The organism is Acidaminococcus sp. BV3L6, from assembly GCF_000468835.1.
Taxonomy (GTDB): Bacteria; Bacillota; Negativicutes; order Acidaminococcales; family Acidaminococcaceae; genus Acidaminococcus; species Acidaminococcus intestini.
Window position 1 is genome coordinate 45,133 of sequence record NZ_AWUR01000038.1, and the last position, 17,237, is coordinate 62,369.

Below are 17,237 nucleotides of genomic sequence, written 5' to 3' on the forward strand. Positions count from 1 at the left end.
CATGACGCAGACTGGTGAAGGGTATACCCCCATGGTGCAGCAATATATGGAAATCAAGAAGCAGCATGAGGATAAGCTTCTTTTCTATCGTCTCGGTGACTTTTATGAACTCTTTTTTGGGGATGCCATTACCGCTTCAAGGGAACTCAATCTGACGCTGACCCAGCGCGCAGGCAATACAAAACATCCCATCCCCATGTGCGGTGTACCTTTTCATTCAGTAGATGGCTACTTGGCCAAACTCATCAAGAAGGGATATCGCATTGCCATTTGCGACCAGATGGAAGATCCCAAGAAAGCCGTCGGAATCGTCAAACGGGAAGTCACAAAAATCTTGACGCCAGGAACGGTTCTTTCCGATGCCGTCCTTGATGACGAGCACAATCAATATCTTGCAGCTGTTTCTATAGGTGACGGGCGGGCCGTCCTTGGCCTTGCCGATGTATCCACAGGGGAGGCCAGTTGGTACGAAGCATCCGGCCCTTATTGGGAAGATCTTCTGATGGATCAGATCTACCGCATGCAGCCGGCGGAGCTAGTCCTTGCCCCGGATGAACAGCTGCCGGAACGGTTCCTGCAGGAACTTTCTCAGAAACTGCCCCAATGCATGGTCAACCGCTTTCAAAAAGATGGGGGAATCGATGCTTTTGCCCGTCATTTTGGGACGGAAGGGAAAGCGTATACCGAACCGCTTGTACGGGATACGATTGAACTCATGCTTCAATATATCCATATCAATGTAAAAAGCGATTTGGCACAGCTGAATCGCCTCACGGAAATTACGACAGACCGGACCATGGTCCTTGACGCAACGGCTATCCGCAATCTGGAACTGGTCCGGAATATGAAGGACGGTACGAAAAAAGGCACCCTCCTTGATATCCTTGATTACACCGCGACCGCCATGGGAGCCCGCCTCATGCGGCAGTGGATTGAATCCCCCCTTTATGATGCGGCCCGCATTACAAGTCGGCAGCAGGCTGTAGGCACGCTTGTAGGTGATTCCCGGCTGCGGACAGAGCTCGGTGAAGCCCTTAAAAAAATCACAGACCTTGAGCGCATCCTTTCCCGAATCGAAGTGGGGTCTGCCAATGCTCGGGATATGGCCTCCCTGCGCACCGCACTTCTGGCCGTACCGGACCTTAAGCGCCTGCTTGCCCCCTATCGGGATGGGCTCCTGGCAAAGCTTTCCTCCCGCATTGACAGTCATGAAACCGTCCTTGATGAACTGCGCCGTGGCATTGTCGATGACCCGCCCTTTACGGTCCGGGAAGGAGGGATGATTCGTAAGGGGTATAATGCCGAACTGGATGAGCTCCATGATATTGCGGAAAATAACAATGCCTGGATGCAGGATTTTGAGCTGCGCATCAAGGAAGAAACGGGAATCAAGAACCTAAAGGTCGGATTCAACAAAGTCTTTGGCTATTATATTGAAGTGTCCAAAGGGCAGGTTTCCCAAGTGCCGGATAGCTTTATCCGCAAGCAGACCTTGGTCAATGGGGAACGTTATATTGTTCCGGAACTGAAGGCCTTTGAAAATAAGATTCTCAGTGCCAAGGAAAAGATCCAGCAGCTTGAATATTATCTCTTCAATGAAATCCGTGACTGTGTCCGTGATGAGCTTGTTACAATCCAGGATACGGCCCGTGCCATTGGTGAGCTTGATGCTATCTATTCTCTTGCCATGGCTGCCTTCAAGGGAAATTATGTCTGCCCGCGCCTTAGCGACAAAGGTGAAATCATCATCAAGGATGGGCGCCATCCTGTCGTGGAAAAACTCCTCGAACGGGAGCTTTTTGTCCCCAACGATGTCCATTTAAATGGGACGAATGAACGCCTCATCATCCTGACGGGCCCTAATATGGCCGGGAAATCGACCTATATGCGTCAGGTGGCACTGCTGGTCCTCATGACCCAAATGGGCAGCTTCCTGCCCTGCCGGGAAGCTGTCATCACCCCCGTGGACCGCATCTTTACCCGTGTCGGCGCCAGTGATGACCTTGCCACGGGGCAAAGCACCTTCATGGTGGAAATGAATGAAGTGGCAAATATCCTTAAAAATGCCACGAGCCGCAGTCTCATCATCCTTGATGAGGTCGGGCGCGGAACAAGCACCTATGACGGGATGAGCATTGCCCGTGCCGTGGTGGAATATATCAACGAAAAAATCAAGGCCAAGACCCTATTTGCAACTCATTATCATGAACTGATTGAATTGGAAGATCTTTTTGATGGCATCAAGAACTATTCCATCGCCGTGAAGGAAAAAGGCAACGATGTGGTCTTTTTGCGGCGCATTGTGCCTGGCGGAACGGATCGCAGCTATGGAATCCACGTCGCTAAACTTGCAGGTCTGCCCAAAAAGGTCCTGGACCGGGCGGATGAGCTTTTGGAGGAATATGCCGCCGAGGCACCGCTTTCCCATAAGGGCACGCATCATGTCGAGATTTCCAAGGAAGCGGCGACGGATGAGACGCAGGGAAGCCTTTTTGGCGATACCATCCGGGATACCCTCATGGGACTTGATGTCATGACCATGACCCCCCTTGAGGCCATGAATACCCTCTATCAACTGGCGGAAGAAGCCAAACGGGAAGGAGGAAAACTTTCGTGAAAGCAAAAGTCCAGCTCCTGGACCAAAATACATCCAACCAGATTGCTGCTGGTGAAGTTGTTGAAAAGCCAATGTCCGTTGTCAAGGAATTGGTAGAAAACGCCCTTGATGCCGGTGCCACCCATGTGGATGTCACGATTTATGAGGGGGGAACGGAATATATCCGCGTCAAGGACAACGGGTCCGGTATGGATGAGGAAAATGCCCGTCTTGCCGTACTGCGCCACGCAACAAGCAAGATTGTAAGGGCTGAGGACCTACTTACCTTAAAAACTCTGGGGTTTCGCGGGGAAGCGCTGCCGAGCATTGCCTCTGTCAGCCATTTCAACCTTCTCACACGGGAAGAAGGCGCGGAGTTTGCAACAAGCATCACCATCGATGGCGGGGAAAATATGAGCGTTGATGTGATGGGCGGAGATGTGGGGACGACCGTGACGGTAAAGGATCTTTTCTATAACGTTCCAGCACGGCGCAAGTTTTTGCGGACGGTCAGTACGGAGGGTCGCTATATCAACGATATCCTTTCCAAAATGGCCCTTTCACGGCCGGATGTCCATTTTACGCTTCAAAATAACGACAAGGAAGTCCTTAATACCCCGGGAAGCAGTGATGAACTCGACGTCATTGGGGCGCTTTATGGGAAAAATGTCGTTGAGGCCCTTCTTCCCGTAGACCATGAACAGGATGGAATCCGTGTCAAGGGGTTTATCAGTCGGCCCACCCTTCTTAAGGGAACGCGGCAGTGGCAGACTCTTTTTGTCAATGATCGGTATATCGTAAGCCGGATGGTGAGCCGTGCCATCGATCACGCCTATCAGTCCCAGATCCCTAAGTCAGGGTTTCCTTTTGCCATGCTGAAGCTCACCGTGGATACCCATGCGATTGATATCAATGTCCATCCCCAAAAAAGTGAGATCAAGTTTGGTGATGAGCAGGCTGTTTACCGGGCTGTCTACCACGCACTTACAAATGCCCTGACGCATCCTATGCGGGGGACGGAACACGGAAAGGACGAAGTGACCTTTAAAAAGCCGTCTCCCCAAAAAGACGAAAGCCTTGCCGAAGAAGTAAGTATTTTCCCTCATTCCCAAGGCCGCAGCTTTCTTCCCCAGAATCCTGCCTTTGGCCAGCCGATTTGGCGTACGCCGGAGCCTCAGGTTGAGCGGCCTGATCGCTCCTATACGGACGAAATCTTTGGCGCGCAGCGTACGGTGCCACGCGCGACAGAACCCCATGCCATAACGGGCGAAGAGACAAGCGGAGAAATAGCTGGCTCCGTGAATGAACGAGGGGAAATCCAGGCCCCCAGTGGGATTGACGTAATCTGGCCTTTGGGACAGGTCAACCGGACCTTCATCGTCGCCCAGTCAGAAACAAGCCTTTACCTCATCGACCAGCATGCGGCCCATGAACGCATCATGTATGACCGTTTCATCAGGCAGCAGAAACCGGTCCCCAGTCAAACCCTTCTTATGCCGCTTTTTCTTTCCGTAAGTGCTGCGGATGTGGATGCCGTGACAGAACATCGCGACGAATTTCTGAAACTCGGTGTCGACGCGGAACCTGCCGGGGAAACTTCCCTGCGTGTTTCTGCCCTGCCGGCCGATGTGGAAGACGGGGAGGCCGAAGCCTTTATCCAGGATATCCTGACCCTTCTTGAGGAAAACCGCTCCATCAAGACCAGTGACCTACGGGAGGAAGTCCTTCACTATGCGGCCTGTCACAGTGCCATCCGGGCAGGTGAACTCCTGAATATCCGCCAGATGAGGGAAGTCATCTTGGAACTTCTCAATACGGAACATCCCTTTACCTGCCCCCATGGACGGCCCTGTATGATTGAAGTGACGACGCCGGAGCTCTTTAAGCTCTTTAAACGGACATGATGGGGGAGAAGAAAGGGCGCTTTGCCGTAACTGTGGGGCTCAAGGGCGGTACGGAGCTTATCAAAATGGCGAAATCCTGGGCGGAAACGCTTGCTATTCCTTATCTGAAGCGGCCCCGTGGAGTTTCCTTGGAAACGCTTCGCAAAGAGAGGAACCTTGTCGGCCTTCTTGTCGCAACGCGGAAAGGGCCCCAAGTAGAAACCGAAGAGGGGATCCTTTATTACCATCCCAGTATGGCAACGCTCCGCGTGCGGGCCCTTAAAGAAGGAAAAACGGACCATCTGGTGGAAGCCCTGGCCCTTCGGCCTGACAGCCGGGTCCTTGACGGGACCTTGGGCCTTGCCTCGGACGCAGCGGTTATTTCTTATGCTGTGGGATCCGAAGGAACAGTCGTGGGGGTTGAGGCGTCTCCCATTCTTTATCAAATGACTCGGCTTGGCCTGCGCTCTTATGACGAGGGCGATGAGGACCTATTGAAGGCCCTTCGGCGCATTGAACCTGTTTTGGGGGATACGGCGGCCTATTTGGAAAGCCTTCCGCCTGACTCCTTTGATGCCGTCTATTTTGACCCTATGTTTGAGCATCCTGTCGAAGGCTCCTCTAACATGGTCCCCATGCGTCCGGCTGCCGATCATCGCCCGCTGACGCGGAGCGTCATTGAAAAGGCACTCAAGGCGGCCCCTCTTGTCGTCGTCAAGGAACGAAGCCGACAGTTCTTGACCGAATTGGGCGCCCAGGAAATCCAAGGCGGCCGCTACAGCCGCATCAAATACGGAATCATAAGGAGGATACCATGACCGCAAAAGAAAAAGTCGTTGTCATCCTCGGACCAACAGCGACAGGAAAGACAGCCTGTGGAATTCTCCTTGCCCAAAAGCTCAAAGGGGAAATCATCTCCGGTGATTCCATGCTTGTTTTCCGTGGTATGGACATTGCTACGGCCAAACCAACGCCCCAAGAACGGGCCCTTGCCGTGCATCATCTGATTGATGTGCGCGACCCGGAAGAAAAATATTCGGCCTTTGATTTTAAAAGGGAAGCGGCGTCCCTCATCCAGGAAATCCATGGGCGGGGGCATATGCCCATCATTGTAGGGGGGACAGGACTTTATCTTAAGGCCCTTCTTGAAAACTACCATTTTTCAACCAGCGAAGAACAAACCAAGCGACGTCAGGCCCTTGCAGAATATGCCGATCGCTATGGCAATGAGGCCCTCCATCAAAAATTGGAAAAACTTGATGAAGAAACGGCGAATCGATTGAAGATTAATGATAGACGGCGTATAATTAGAGCCATCGAAGCATGGGAAGATGGAGACCCTGTATCCCAAGAAAAGGACAGCAAAAGTCCTTTTGACGCGGTGGTCTTTGGTCTTACGATGGAGCGTGCCCTCCTGTACGATCGAATCAATCGCCGTGTTGATTTGATGGTGGAAGAGGGTCTTTTTGATGAGGCTCGCTTTTTCTATGATCAAGGGATCCCTTTGGATTCCCAATCCATGAAGAGCATCGGCTACCGTCAATGTGTCCAGTATTTTCGAGGGGAATGGGACAAAAAAACAGCTGTCGCCAAGATCAAGCAGGCAACCCGTAATTTTGCCAAACGGCAGATTACCTGGTACAAGAAAATGCCTTACATCCATTGGCTGATGCTTGACGCATCGCCTCACTATCCAGCCATTGCGGATAAGATGCTGGAAGTGCTTCGAGAAAGACAATTTATAGAAAAATGAGAGAGGGATTCATTCATGGGAACATCAAACGCTAAGACACTCAATCTCCAGGATAGCTTCCTGAACAAAGTGCGCGCCGAAAAGAAGACCATTGTCATTTATTTGCTCAATGGATTTCAGGTTCGCGGAAAGGTTTGGGGATTTGATAACTTTACGGTCATTATTGACTGCGATGGAAGACAGGAATTGATCTATAAACATGCGATTTCGACGATCGCCCCTGTGGAGGCAGAATCGATCTTAGTACTTAAAAAAGGAAATGATCAGAGTGTCCCTAAGGAATAAAATAGAAGATGAGATTGCTCTTTTTATGGATTATCTAACGGTGGAAATGGGACTTGCGCGCAACACGCGTGAGTCCTATGGCCGTGATCTGCGTCTTTTTGCAGTCTGGGTCAAAAAGCCCATTAAGGAAATCAGCCGTGATGATATTCTTACGTATATGAGCGTCCTTAAGGCCCAAAATTATGCAGTAACAAGTTCTGCCCGGAAACTGGCTGCTTTGAAGGCCTTTTTCCGTTTTATGACGGCCGAAGGAACCATTGAGGTCGATCCCTGCGAAGTTGTTGAATCGGAAACAAGGGGGATGGTCCTGCCAAAGGTCTTGAGCGTGGATGAAGTGAATCGATTGTTTGAAGCGCCCGACCTAGATACACCGGAAGGGTACCGGGACCGGACCATGCTTGAAGTGATGTATGCAACGGGCATGCGTGTTTCGGAACTGCTTGCCCTCAAGGTAGGGAGCGTTAATCTTGCGTCCCATTATGTAATTGCTTATGGTAAGGGCGCAAAGGAACGTCTCATTCCACTGGGACATTATGCCATTGAGTATCTAAAGGAGTATCTCAGCCGGGTCCGTCCCCATTTTGTCAAGGAAAACCGTCCCTGTGACGATCTTTTCCTGACCATTCGGGGAACGGGCATGACGCGGCAGCGCTTTTGGCAGCTCATTAAAAATTATGGGCTCAAGGTCCATATTGCCAAATCCTTGACGCCTCATATCCTGCGCCACTCCTTTGCTACTCATATGCTCGATAATGGAGCGGACCTTAGAACGGTGCAGGAACTGTTGGGTCATTCCGATATCTCTACGACGCAGATTTATACTCACCTCACCAATCATCGTCTCAAGGCCATCTATGATAAAAGCCATCCTCGGGCATAAGGGAGAATGCAATGCCTCGTAAACCTAAACGGCAAGCGGCTGCCCGCTCGCCACGCCGCCGCAGGAATAAGCACGGCGGATGCTTGATATTTGTGATCCTTTTTGTCATTATTGGTCTTGGGATGTTTCTTGCGGCGCATAAAAAAAATAATCCCGATCTGACTTGGCCCGATGTGGTTGAAGAAGCGCTGCCTGAAACCGTCCGCGAGACCGTGAAGGAAGTCCTTCCCCAAACCGTTAAGGAAGAGATTGAGAAGGTTCGCAAGAAAGAACGCAAAGAAATCGAAAAAGAAAAGATTGAAAAAATTGAAAAAGAAGAGAAGCAGGGACCCATTCGGGATCACCCTGTAGAAGAGAAAAAGACGGTTCCGCCGGCTGCGAAAAAGGAACCGGCTAAGGCGGATGAAAATTCTTTGGGACTTGCTCCAGGCGCCTATAAGGGGTGCCTTGCCATCGTCATTGACGACTGCGGTTACCAGTTGGGACCGGTACGGACACTGACGAGCCTGCCCCTTAAGATGACCTTTGCGGTCATTCCCTTTAAACCCAATAGCGCGGCAGCCCTTTCCATCATCCGAAACAGCGGCCACACGGCTATGCTTCATCTGCCCATGGAACCCGTTTCAGGCGGCAGCTCCGAAACCCGCTTCGTGGGGGTAGGGCAGACAAAGGCTCAGATAGCGTCCTTTGTGCAGGAAGCCATCGACAGCCTGCCCGGCATTTCCGGCGTCAATAACCATCAGGGTTCCAAGGCAACCGCCCATGGCCCAACCATTCGCGCAGCTCTTTCTGTCATTGGGGAAAATGGCCTTTTCTTTATTGACAGCAGGACCAATTCCGCCACGGTGGCAGAAAGGGAAGCGGGAAATCTTGGCATCCCAACCGGACATAACTCGCTCTTTCTCGATAACAGCAGTGATATCGGTGCCATTGAGGAAAAGATTGCGCAGGCTGTCAAGCTGGCAGACCGTTATGGCAGTGTCATTGTCATCTGTCATGCTAGGCCCAATACGGCAGAAGCCTGGAAACGGTCTTACAAGGCTGTTATACAATCGGGCATTACTTTGGTCCCTGCCGCGTCCCTGCTACAGTAAGGAGGTCATCTAATGCTGAGAACGACTGCCCTCATGGGGCTTATGACGGCCCTTTTAGTTTTTTTAGGGGACTATCTCGGGGGCTCATCCGGAATGAGCCTCATGCTGCTTGTTTCCCTTGCTATGAATTTCTTCATGTATTGGTACAGTGACACCATGGTCATCCATCAATATGGCTGTGTCCCTGTAACGAGAAATGAGGCGCCGGAATTATATGACATTGTAGAAAAACTCGCGGCGCGGGCCAACCTTCCCATGCCCAAGGTCTACGTTATGAACAGCCGTGTGCCCAATGCCTTTGCCACGGGCCGCAATCCCCAGCATGCCGCGGTCTGCGTGACGACGGGCCTTATGGACGCGCTCACAGCTCCGGAAATTGCCGGCGTCTTGGGGCATGAAATGAGCCATATTCTTCATCGGGATATCCTCGTTGGCACTATTGCCGCCGTCATGGCAGGCACTATTTCGGCGTTGACTCGGTTTGCCTTCTGGTTTGGCGGCGGCAGGGATCGGGATCGCCAAAATCCTATTGCTTCCCTTTTGATCCTCATTCTGACGCCCCTCATGGCCATGATCATTCAACTCGCGATTTCCCGGACCCGGGAGTATATGGCTGATGAAGCAGGTGGCGCCCTGTGCGGTGACCCCGATGAACTGGCAAATGCCCTGGAAAAAATCGACCTTGCCGCCCATCGTACCATTATGGCTGGGGCTCAGGAAAGTTCAGCCCATATGTTCATCATTTCTCCCTTTGCAGCAAAAGAGGCAAAGAGCCTCTTTTCCACTCACCCGGCAACGGAAGACCGCATCCGCCGGCTGCGCGAGCAGGCGGAAAGGATGGGGACGAGGCAGTGTATTGTGTAATTCTTTTTACTCAGCCCAAAAATCGGACTGATTTGATGTAGAACGTGAGCCCATTGCTTTAGAAAGATTAATCTGAAGCAATGGGCTCATGGCGCATCGTACAACGGAACATTTCACGGCAGGGGATAGCTATCACCTTACCGCTGTCCCTGCAGCTTTAAGTTCGAATGCATGGCACCAAACCACCTTATCTTTTTTCCTTGTTCCCCGCACAACAGGTGTCTGATTGCTGGAGCAGGCAGTTTGAGAGCACGGATCCTCTGTCTAATGTAACCTTTGATACAGGCATTCTGGTGAAAGGGAACTTGCACTTTTTACTTCCCTAAAATTTCAATTTATTAATGAAAATCCTTTTATTTTATGTTATAGTGTAACTCTACTTCACTAAACCAGATGAATTACATGGAGGGGTATACGATATGAAAACGAGAGTTGCCATCATGGGCTACGGAAATTTGGGCCGTGGTGTTGAACTGGCCCTTAGAAACAGTCCGGATATGGAATTTGTCGCGGTCTTCAGCCGCCGTGACCCGGCAAAGGTCAGCATCAAAACGACCGGTGTTCCCGTCATCTCCGTAAACGATATCGACGCTTACCAAGATAAGGTCGATGTCCTCATTATCTGCGGCGGCAGTGCAACGGACCTGCCTAAACAGACGCCGCAATATGTAAAGAAATTCAACGTGGTGGATAGCTTTGATACACATGCCTGCATTCCTGACCATTTTGCGGCCGTTGATGCAGCCGGTAAGGAAACAAATCACGTCGGGGTCATCTCCGTTGGCTGGGATCCGGGCCTATTTTCCCTTGCCCGCGTCTATAGCCATGCCGTCCTTCCCGTAGGGAAGGACTATACCTTCTGGGGCAAAGGCGTCAGCCAAGGCCACAGTGACGCGGTTCGCCGCATTCCCGGTGTCAAGGACGCCAAGCAGTACACCATTCCCGTGAAAACCGCTCTTGACGCGGTTCGTGCCGGCAAGAACCCGGAACTTACGACGCGGGAAAAACATACGCGTGAAGTTTTTGCTGTCCTTGAAGAAGGTGCCGATGCTGAGGCTGTGACAAAGGCTATCGTAACCATGCCGAACTACTTCAGTGACTACGATACGACGGTCCACTTCATCAGTGAGGAAGAAATGAAGCGAGATCATAGTGGTCTTGCCCATGGCGGGTTTGTCATCCGTTCCGGGAAAACAGGCACAGACGACGAACACAAGCATATCTTTGAACTGGCCCTGACCCTTGATTCGAATCCGGAATTTACGGGATCCGTCCTTGTGGCCTATGCGCGGGCTGCCCATCGCATTGCCCGTGAAGGCGGTACGGGGTGCCGTACGGCCCTTGATATCGCACCGGCTTATCTCTGCCCTGAAAGCGGGGAGGAACTGAGGGCCCATCTCCTTTAGTTTTTTGCTCGGCGCGAAAATCGCACCGAAACGATGTAGTTACGTGCCCCCATTGGCTTTTAAGAGATTCATCTGATACCAATGGGGGCACGGCGTATCGGAATAGAATACATACTAGGATCTCATTTTTTGAATAGCCCCAACTATGCTGTCGTACGTCCTTTTTGAAGTCAGCTCGATTTGTGCACCGAGTAAAGAATAAGGGAACTCTTACTTATACCTCCAATAAGGATTCTTCTATTACACAGAAAAGAAAGTCTTATGTTATAATGGAAACAGTTAGCTTATTTGACAACAGAAATGTTAAGAATATGGGAGGTTTAAAACATGAATAACCCGAATCCTGTTAAGATCGTGGAAACTGTCCTCAGAGATGGACATCAGTCCATCTGCGCAACGAGAATGCGTACGAGCGATATGCTTCCCGTCTTGGAAGCCCTAGATGATTGCGGCTTCTACGCACTCGAAGCATGGGGCGGTGCTACGTTTGACTCCTGCCTTCGCTTCCTGAATGAAGATCCCTGGGAACGCCTGCGCACCATCCGCAGCCATGTGAAGAATACCAAACTGCAGATGCTGCTTCGCGGTCAGAACCTCCTGGGCTATAACCACTATGCAGACGATGTCGTTACGGAATTCATTAAACGAAGCGTGGCAAACGGCATTGATATTGTCCGCGTTTTTGATGCCTTTAATGATACACGGAACCTGGAATGCTCCATGAAGGCCATCAAGGAAGCCGGTGCCCATGCCCAGGGTACGCTTGTTTATACCATCAGTCCGTATCACAAGGACAGCGATTTTGTGAAGCTTGCCAAGGAACTGGAAGAAATGGGGGCTGATTCCATCTGCATCAAAGATATGTCCGGCCTGCTTGCTCCTTACGCCTGCTACAACCTCGTTACGGCCCTTAAGAAAGAAATCCATGTACCTATCGATGTTCACTCCCACTGCACGAGCGGCATGGGTGCCATGACCATCCTCAAGGCTGTTGAAGCCGGTGCCGATATGGTTGATACAGCCATGTCCCCGTTTGCTGAAAGCACGAGCCATACCTGCACGGAATCCCTGGTTTACACCCTGACCGGTCAGGAACGGGATCCGAAGATTGATGTCAACAAACTTTATCCGATTGCTGATCACTTCAAGAAGGTTAAAGCCGACCTTATCAAGACCTTCAACCTGCCAAACAGCAGCGACATCAACCCGCAGGTCCTCAGCTTCCAGATTCCCGGCGGCATGCTTAGCAACCTGCGCAAACAGCTTGCTGAGATGGGCGTTGCCGATAAGTACGATGCCCTGCTGAAGGAAATGCCGAAAGTCCGTGCTGACCTGGGGTATCCTCCTCTTGTTACGCCCAGCAGCCAGATTGTTGGCTCCATGGCTACCATGAACGTTGTTCTCGGCCGTTACAAGATGATTCCGAAAGAAGTCCGCGACATCGTCCGCGGCAAATATGGCAGAACGCCGGGCCCAATCAGCGAAGAGCTGAAAAAACTGGTCCTTAAAAATGGTGAACAGCCCATTACCCATCGTCCGGCCGATGATATCGCACCGCAAATGGATAAGATGCGCGCTGACCTTGCCGCAAAAGGCTATCCCAATGCTAGCGTGGAAGACGTCTTAAGCTACGCTCTCTTCCCGGAAGTTGCTTTGGAATACTTCAAAAAGAACCGCTAAGAAACCAGAATGAATTTGTGCAGCACCGTGAACCCTATCTTTCATGGTGCTGCTTCTTTTTTGCCAACGGGACTGTCTTGTGCTATCGGTACGGCTCTTCCTTGAGGGAAGCACTTGCAATACAATCCCATTCACTATAAAATAAAAGGAATATGTGTTTTTGCTTATGGAATCTGAGGAGGAATCACAATGGAAAAGTTTACCTATACAATTACGGATCCTGCGGGTATCCATGCTCGTCCTGCGGGACTTTTGGTCAAGACCGCCGCTGGCTTCAAGTCGACCTGCAAGGTGGAAGGCAATGGAAAGACCGGCGACCTTAAACGCATCTTTACCGTCATGGGCCTTGGCATCAAAGCTGGTATGACGATTACCGTTACGGTTGAAGGGGAAGACGAAAAGGAAGCCGCCAGCACCTTGAAATCCTTCCTTAAGGAAAATCTCTAAGAGGTGCCTATGATTATCATCAAAGGAAAGTCCGCTTCCAGCGGTGTGGCTGTGGCTCCGATTGCGGCCAAACCAGACGCTTCCGATGAAGATCGTGTGACCCTTCTTACGAGCCTTAATCCCGAGGCGGAACTGCGCCGCTTCCATGCGGCCCAGGAAAAAGTGATTGCCCAATTGGGCGAACTTGCCGAGAAAGCTCGACAGGAAATCGGTGAAGAGGAAGCTGGCATCTTTGAAACCCATCAAATGATGCTCCAGGACCCTGATCTTGTGGACATGATCGAAGGGCTCATGACGGATAACCATTTGACGGCAGAAGGCGCAGTGGAACGGGCAGGGGAGCAGTTTGCTGCCATGCTGGAATCCATGGACGATGAATACATGAAAGCCCGTGCTGCCGACGTCCACGATATTATGGGACAGGTCCTGCGCACCCTCATGAAGCGCGATTTCGATTGGGCAGCCAAGATTGACCACCCTGTAATCATCTGTGCCGACGACTTGACGCCAAGTGAAACGGTTCAGCTCAATAAGGATTTCATCATGGGCTTTGTGACGAGCGGCGGCAGTGCCAACTCCCATACCGCCATCCTGGCCCGTACCATGGGCATTCCTGCCATTGTACATACGGAAAAGGTAATTGGGGAGGACTGGAACGGTAAGCTTGCGGCCCTTGACGGTGCGACGGGCACGGTATACCTTGACCCCGAACCGGAAACCCTTGCATCCATGAAGAAAAAATTGGAAGCCGAGGAAAAGGGCAAAGAAGATATGGATGCCTTAAAAGGCCTCCCGACACAAACCAAGACAGGCCGCTCCATTGCCCTTTACGCCAATATCGGACAGGAAGGGGACCTGCCAGGTGTCCTTGAAAATGATGCCGAAGGTATCGGCCTTTTCCGCAGTGAGTTCCTTTATCTCCGGAAAAACGATTATCCAACGGAAGAAGATCTCTTTGAGGCTTACAAAGAGGGAGCCCAGGCAATGGGACAGCGAAAACTCATCATTCGCACCCTTGATATTGGGGCCGATAAACGGGTGGGGTATTTCAACTTGCCGGAAGAGGAAAACCCTGCTTTAGGCTTCCGTGCCATCCGTATCTGCCTTGCCCGTCCGGAAATCTTCTATACCCAGCTGCGAGCCATCCTGCGGGCATCCCACTACGGAAATGTGGCGGTCATGTTCCCCATGATCACTTCTGTTGAAGAGGTAAGGGCGGCAAAAGAGCTCCTTCATCTTGCTGAAGTAAAACTTCATGAAGAAGGAATTCCCTTTGATTCTAATCTTGAAGTTGGCATTATGATTGAAACCCCGGCTTCGGCGGTTATCAGTGATGAACTGGCCCAGGAAGTGGATTTCTTCAGCATCGGCACGAACGACTTGGTCCAGTACACCTTAGCCGTGGACCGTCAGAACGCCCAGCTTGAAGAATTGGGAAAAGCCAGCCATCCTGCTGTACTGCGGCTTATCCATAAGACCATCCGAGCTGGTCATGACGCGGGTATCTGGGTGGGCATCTGCGGAGAAGCCGCGGCCGATCCGGAACTGATCCCGATCTTCATCGAAATGGGAGTGGATGAGCTCAGCATGTCTGCAGCAAGGATCCTGCCAACAAGAAAACTCATCCGCAGCCTGTCCTAAGAAAGCGTGTTTTTATGCAGTTAGCATTTAAAAAAGCGGTGACGGACGCTATCAAGAAACAGCCTGACCGGCGTGTCATGCCTTTTTTGTACGAAAACGAGCCTTATTTTATCAAACGGCGTCTTTCCAACCATCGCAACCGCTTTGCCAAACAAAGCGTTGACGCGGCCTTTTGGTGTGAAGTCTATAAAATCCTGACAGTCAATCAATATGGTCCGATGGCACCGGAAATCGTCCTTCTTCATGATGATTACTTTGTTATGAAGGCCGTGGGCAAGACCCTTCAAGGCGTAGCCAAAGAAGCTCCCTGGCAGGATGTGCGCAGAAAAGCTTTCTATAAGGCGGGAGAAGCTCTGGGTAAACTTCATGGGTTTGGCCTTCATCACGGTCGCCCGGCCCTGCGGGACATTGCTTACGACCGGGAAAAAGACAGTGTAACCCTCCTTGATTGGGAAAATGAAAAGCGTTTCATTGATGCTGACCCTCGGGTGATCGATCTCTTTTTGTTTGTTCACAGCTGTTTTCGAGAAAAGTGGGCGCTCAAAAATGATGAGCTCATTCGGGAAGCGATGAAAGGCTATTTTACGGGGCCTGAATCCCGCCCCATCCTAGAAAAGGCCCTTGCTGTTACAAAACGTTTTCAAGCGGCTTTTACCCTTGCCCATCACCTTCGCATCTTCGGCTGGACGGATGTAACAAGTCTCGATGACGCAAAAAATTATCTGTTTCAGCTCGATCCTGATGCCTTATGAGATGAATAAAGCGCTGTGAATCATGAAAAATGCCTTCATTTCTTCACAGCGCTTTTCTTTGTGTTTTCTTTTGCTGAGGGGAGTTGGAGCTAGTGCGTCCTGCTGGAATAGGAAACGGCACTCTTTTATCCTTCCTGCTGCGGCCAGCTTTTGCAAATTAGGAAGAAAGCCCTGCAAGGATGAAGGATATGATCCGTCCCTGCAGTCTGTACCAGTCGTGGTCTTTTGTAAACCCCATCATTTTATTTACATAGAAGGAGCCGTAGAGTAAAAAGGTAAAAAGCTCATCGGCTTCTTTTTCTGTCATCAGTCCTTGGGCCTTCAAGAAAAGAAACACGATGGGGCGTCTTTTTACATCTTAGAAAGGATAAGCCACTGCTTCATTTTTTGGCGTGTCAATTTCAGCCCTCTAAAAATGCCGAGTTTCTTTCTTTTTATGATATAATGGTACGGTACCTGAAAGGAGTGCTTTTATGATAACCGCCGGTCCGCGCCTTGATTTTCTCGTCTCTCTTGTTCCCTCCTGTGGCACCTTGTGTGACGTGGGAACCGATCATGCCTACCTGCCCGTTATGGCCATCAGTCAAGGACGGGTGAAAAAAGCTATTGCCGGCGATATTGGGGAAGGTCCCTGCGAAGCGGCATGGAAAACAGTTCACAGCCATCACCTGGAAGATGTAATTTCTGTGTGCCTTGGCAGCGGACTGACGGTTACCCGTCCTGGTGAAGCAAACACGGTTGTCATTGCGGGCATGGGAGCCGGCACGATGGTGGAAATCCTTGACGCGGCACCGGAAGTCCTGGCGTCGCCCACGCTCACAACACTCATTCTGCAGCCTATGAATGACAGCGAAAAACTGCGTCATTGGTGTGAACGATCCGGCTGGGGAATTTTGCGGGAAGAACTGGTCCAGGAAGGGAATCGCATCTATGAAGTGCTGCTTCTTCACAAAGATCCGTCCTTTCATTATGAAGGACTGACCGACCTTGTTGGTGATGACCTTGTGCGGCGCCATCATCCGCTTCTTGGAATGTTTGTCCGCCGTCTCATCGCCAAGTACGACCGGCTTCTTTCCAGTATGGAAAAAAGTTCCAAAGCACGCCAAAGTGAGCATTACCAAACATCCGTAGAGACGAAAAAACGATTGGAGGAAATATTACATGGAAACGACTGTCAGTGACATCTGCGTCTTTATGAACGAATATGCATCCCTTACCTATGCGGAAAAATGGGATAATCCGGGCCTGCTCCTGGGTCATGTGGAAGCCCCGGTCCATAAGATCATGGTGGCCCTTGACCTGATGCCAGAAGTGGCGGAACAGGCCATTGAAGAAGAGGTGGACCTTATCATCACCCATCATCCCTACTATTTCCATTTGCCGAGCTCCCTTGCTGTGACGGATACAAAGATGGAAGTCATGTATGAACTGATCAAACATGACATTGCTGTCTATGCCGCCCATACCAACCTTGATGCTGCCCGTGGCGGCGTCAACGATGTCCTTGCAGACAGGCTGGGGCTTAACGATGTAACGGAAATTCCCCGTAAGGACTGTCCGGAGCAGGGACTTGCCCGTATTGGTGTCCTTGGTGAGCCGATGGAACTGAAGGATTTTGCAGCTTACGTGCGGGATCAGTTGGGCGCCGCCCATGTCACCTTTGCCGGCGGTGAGGAGCCGGTCTTTAAGGTTGCCGTCGTTGGCGGAAGCGGAGCTGACTTCATGGATGATGCCATGGCCGCCGGAGCGGATACGCTCGTTACAGGCGATGTAAAATATCATGTCGCCCAGAAGGCCCTCAATATGGGACTTAACCTTGTCGATGGTACCCATCAGCTGACGGAACTGCCTGTTATCGCGCATCTGGAAGACGTTCTTACTGCATGGTGCCAGGAGTCGGGCCGCCATTTTGAAGTAATTCGTGCCCATGAGGACCTTGTCCTCCAAAGCATCTAA

At 51.1% G+C, this 17,237-nt stretch carries 16 protein-coding genes; 15 read left to right on the top strand and 1 reads right to left on the bottom strand.

Going from position 1 to position 17,237, the window contains the following annotated elements:
• Nucleotide 1: 1 nt before the first annotated feature.
• The 13 genes from mutS (at nucleotide 2) to HMPREF1246_RS07050 (ending at nucleotide 15,281) form a co-directional block, all read left to right on the top strand.
• Nucleotides 2-2,617, top strand: a complete 2,616-nt coding sequence (gene mutS / locus HMPREF1246_RS06990) for a DNA mismatch repair protein MutS (protein WP_014128370.1) — start codon at nucleotides 2-4, stop codon at nucleotides 2,615-2,617.
• Nucleotides 2,614-4,500 carry a DNA mismatch repair endonuclease MutL gene (gene mutL, locus HMPREF1246_RS06995; protein ID WP_021737111.1) on the top strand — a complete coding sequence of 629 codons (1,887 nt, stop codon included), beginning with the start codon at nucleotides 2,614-2,616 and terminating at the stop codon, nucleotides 4,498-4,500. Before mutS ends, mutL begins: the two co-directional genes overlap by 4 nt.
• The gene (locus HMPREF1246_RS07000) at nucleotides 4,497-5,297 is read left to right on the top strand and encodes a class I SAM-dependent methyltransferase (protein ID WP_021737076.1); all 801 of its coding nucleotides are present in this window, start codon (nucleotides 4,497-4,499) and stop codon (nucleotides 5,295-5,297) included. The genes mutL and HMPREF1246_RS07000 overlap by 4 nt, the downstream gene beginning before the upstream one ends.
• Complete coding sequence (gene miaA, locus HMPREF1246_RS07005; RefSeq protein WP_021737125.1) at nucleotides 5,294-6,232, top strand: tRNA (adenosine(37)-N6)-dimethylallyltransferase MiaA; 939 nt, start codon at nucleotides 5,294-5,296, stop codon at nucleotides 6,230-6,232. Before HMPREF1246_RS07000 ends, miaA begins: the two co-directional genes overlap by 4 nt.
• 15 nt (nucleotides 6,233-6,247) lie before the next feature.
• A complete protein-coding gene (gene hfq, locus HMPREF1246_RS07010) occupies nucleotides 6,248-6,517 on the top strand; it encodes an RNA chaperone Hfq (protein ID WP_016459579.1) in 270 nt (89 codons plus the stop codon).
• Nucleotides 6,501-7,397 (top strand): site-specific tyrosine recombinase XerD, encoded by an 897-nt coding sequence (xerD, locus tag HMPREF1246_RS07015; RefSeq protein ID WP_009015654.1) that lies wholly within the window; start codon nucleotides 6,501-6,503, stop codon nucleotides 7,395-7,397. Before hfq ends, xerD begins: the two co-directional genes overlap by 17 nt.
• Before the next feature lie 92 nt (nucleotides 7,398-7,489).
• Nucleotides 7,490-8,491, top strand: a complete 1,002-nt coding sequence (locus HMPREF1246_RS07020; RefSeq protein ID WP_021737092.1) for a divergent polysaccharide deacetylase family protein — start codon at nucleotides 7,490-7,492, stop codon at nucleotides 8,489-8,491.
• Between the two features lie 12 nt (nucleotides 8,492-8,503).
• A complete protein-coding gene (locus HMPREF1246_RS07025) occupies nucleotides 8,504-9,355 on the top strand; it encodes a zinc metalloprotease HtpX (protein ID WP_021737088.1) in 852 nt (283 codons plus the stop codon).
• 419 nt (nucleotides 9,356-9,774) lie between these two features.
• Nucleotides 9,775-10,761: a diaminopimelate dehydrogenase gene (locus HMPREF1246_RS07030; protein ID WP_021737108.1), complete on the top strand. Its 987-nt coding sequence runs from the start codon at nucleotides 9,775-9,777 to the stop codon at nucleotides 10,759-10,761.
• Between the two features lie 327 nt (nucleotides 10,762-11,088).
• Nucleotides 11,089-12,441, top strand: coding sequence for a pyruvate carboxylase subunit B (locus HMPREF1246_RS07035; RefSeq protein WP_009015650.1), 1,353 nt, complete (start codon nucleotides 11,089-11,091; stop codon nucleotides 12,439-12,441).
• Between the two features lie 189 nt (nucleotides 12,442-12,630).
• On the top strand, nucleotides 12,631-12,888 hold the full coding sequence (locus tag HMPREF1246_RS07040; protein WP_009015649.1) for an HPr family phosphocarrier protein: 258 nt from the start codon (nucleotides 12,631-12,633) through the stop codon (nucleotides 12,886-12,888).
• Nucleotides 12,889-12,897: 9 nt separating this feature from the next.
• Entirely contained in the window at nucleotides 12,898-14,529 is a 1,632-nt protein-coding gene (gene ptsP, locus HMPREF1246_RS07045; RefSeq protein WP_021737104.1) for a phosphoenolpyruvate--protein phosphotransferase, read from the top strand.
• Between the two features lie 14 nt (nucleotides 14,530-14,543).
• Nucleotides 14,544-15,281: a hypothetical protein gene (locus HMPREF1246_RS07050; RefSeq protein ID WP_009015647.1), complete on the top strand. Its 738-nt coding sequence runs from the start codon at nucleotides 14,544-14,546 to the stop codon at nucleotides 15,279-15,281.
• Nucleotides 15,282-15,438: 157 nt separating this feature from the next.
• On the opposite strand, the gene HMPREF1246_RS07055 is transcribed toward HMPREF1246_RS07050, so the two are convergent.
• Nucleotides 15,439-15,618 (bottom strand): hypothetical protein, encoded by a 180-nt coding sequence (locus tag HMPREF1246_RS07055; protein ID WP_021737091.1) that lies wholly within the window; start codon nucleotides 15,616-15,618, stop codon nucleotides 15,439-15,441.
• A 136-nt stretch (nucleotides 15,619-15,754) separates the two neighbouring features.
• On the opposite strand from HMPREF1246_RS07055, the gene HMPREF1246_RS07060 reads away from it, so the two are divergent.
• Nucleotides 15,755-16,462: a class I SAM-dependent methyltransferase gene (locus tag HMPREF1246_RS07060; RefSeq protein ID WP_021737114.1), complete on the top strand. Its 708-nt coding sequence runs from the start codon at nucleotides 15,755-15,757 to the stop codon at nucleotides 16,460-16,462.
• A complete protein-coding gene (locus HMPREF1246_RS07065; RefSeq protein WP_009015645.1) occupies nucleotides 16,443-17,237 on the top strand; it encodes a Nif3-like dinuclear metal center hexameric protein in 795 nt (264 codons plus the stop codon). Before HMPREF1246_RS07060 ends, HMPREF1246_RS07065 begins: the two co-directional genes overlap by 20 nt.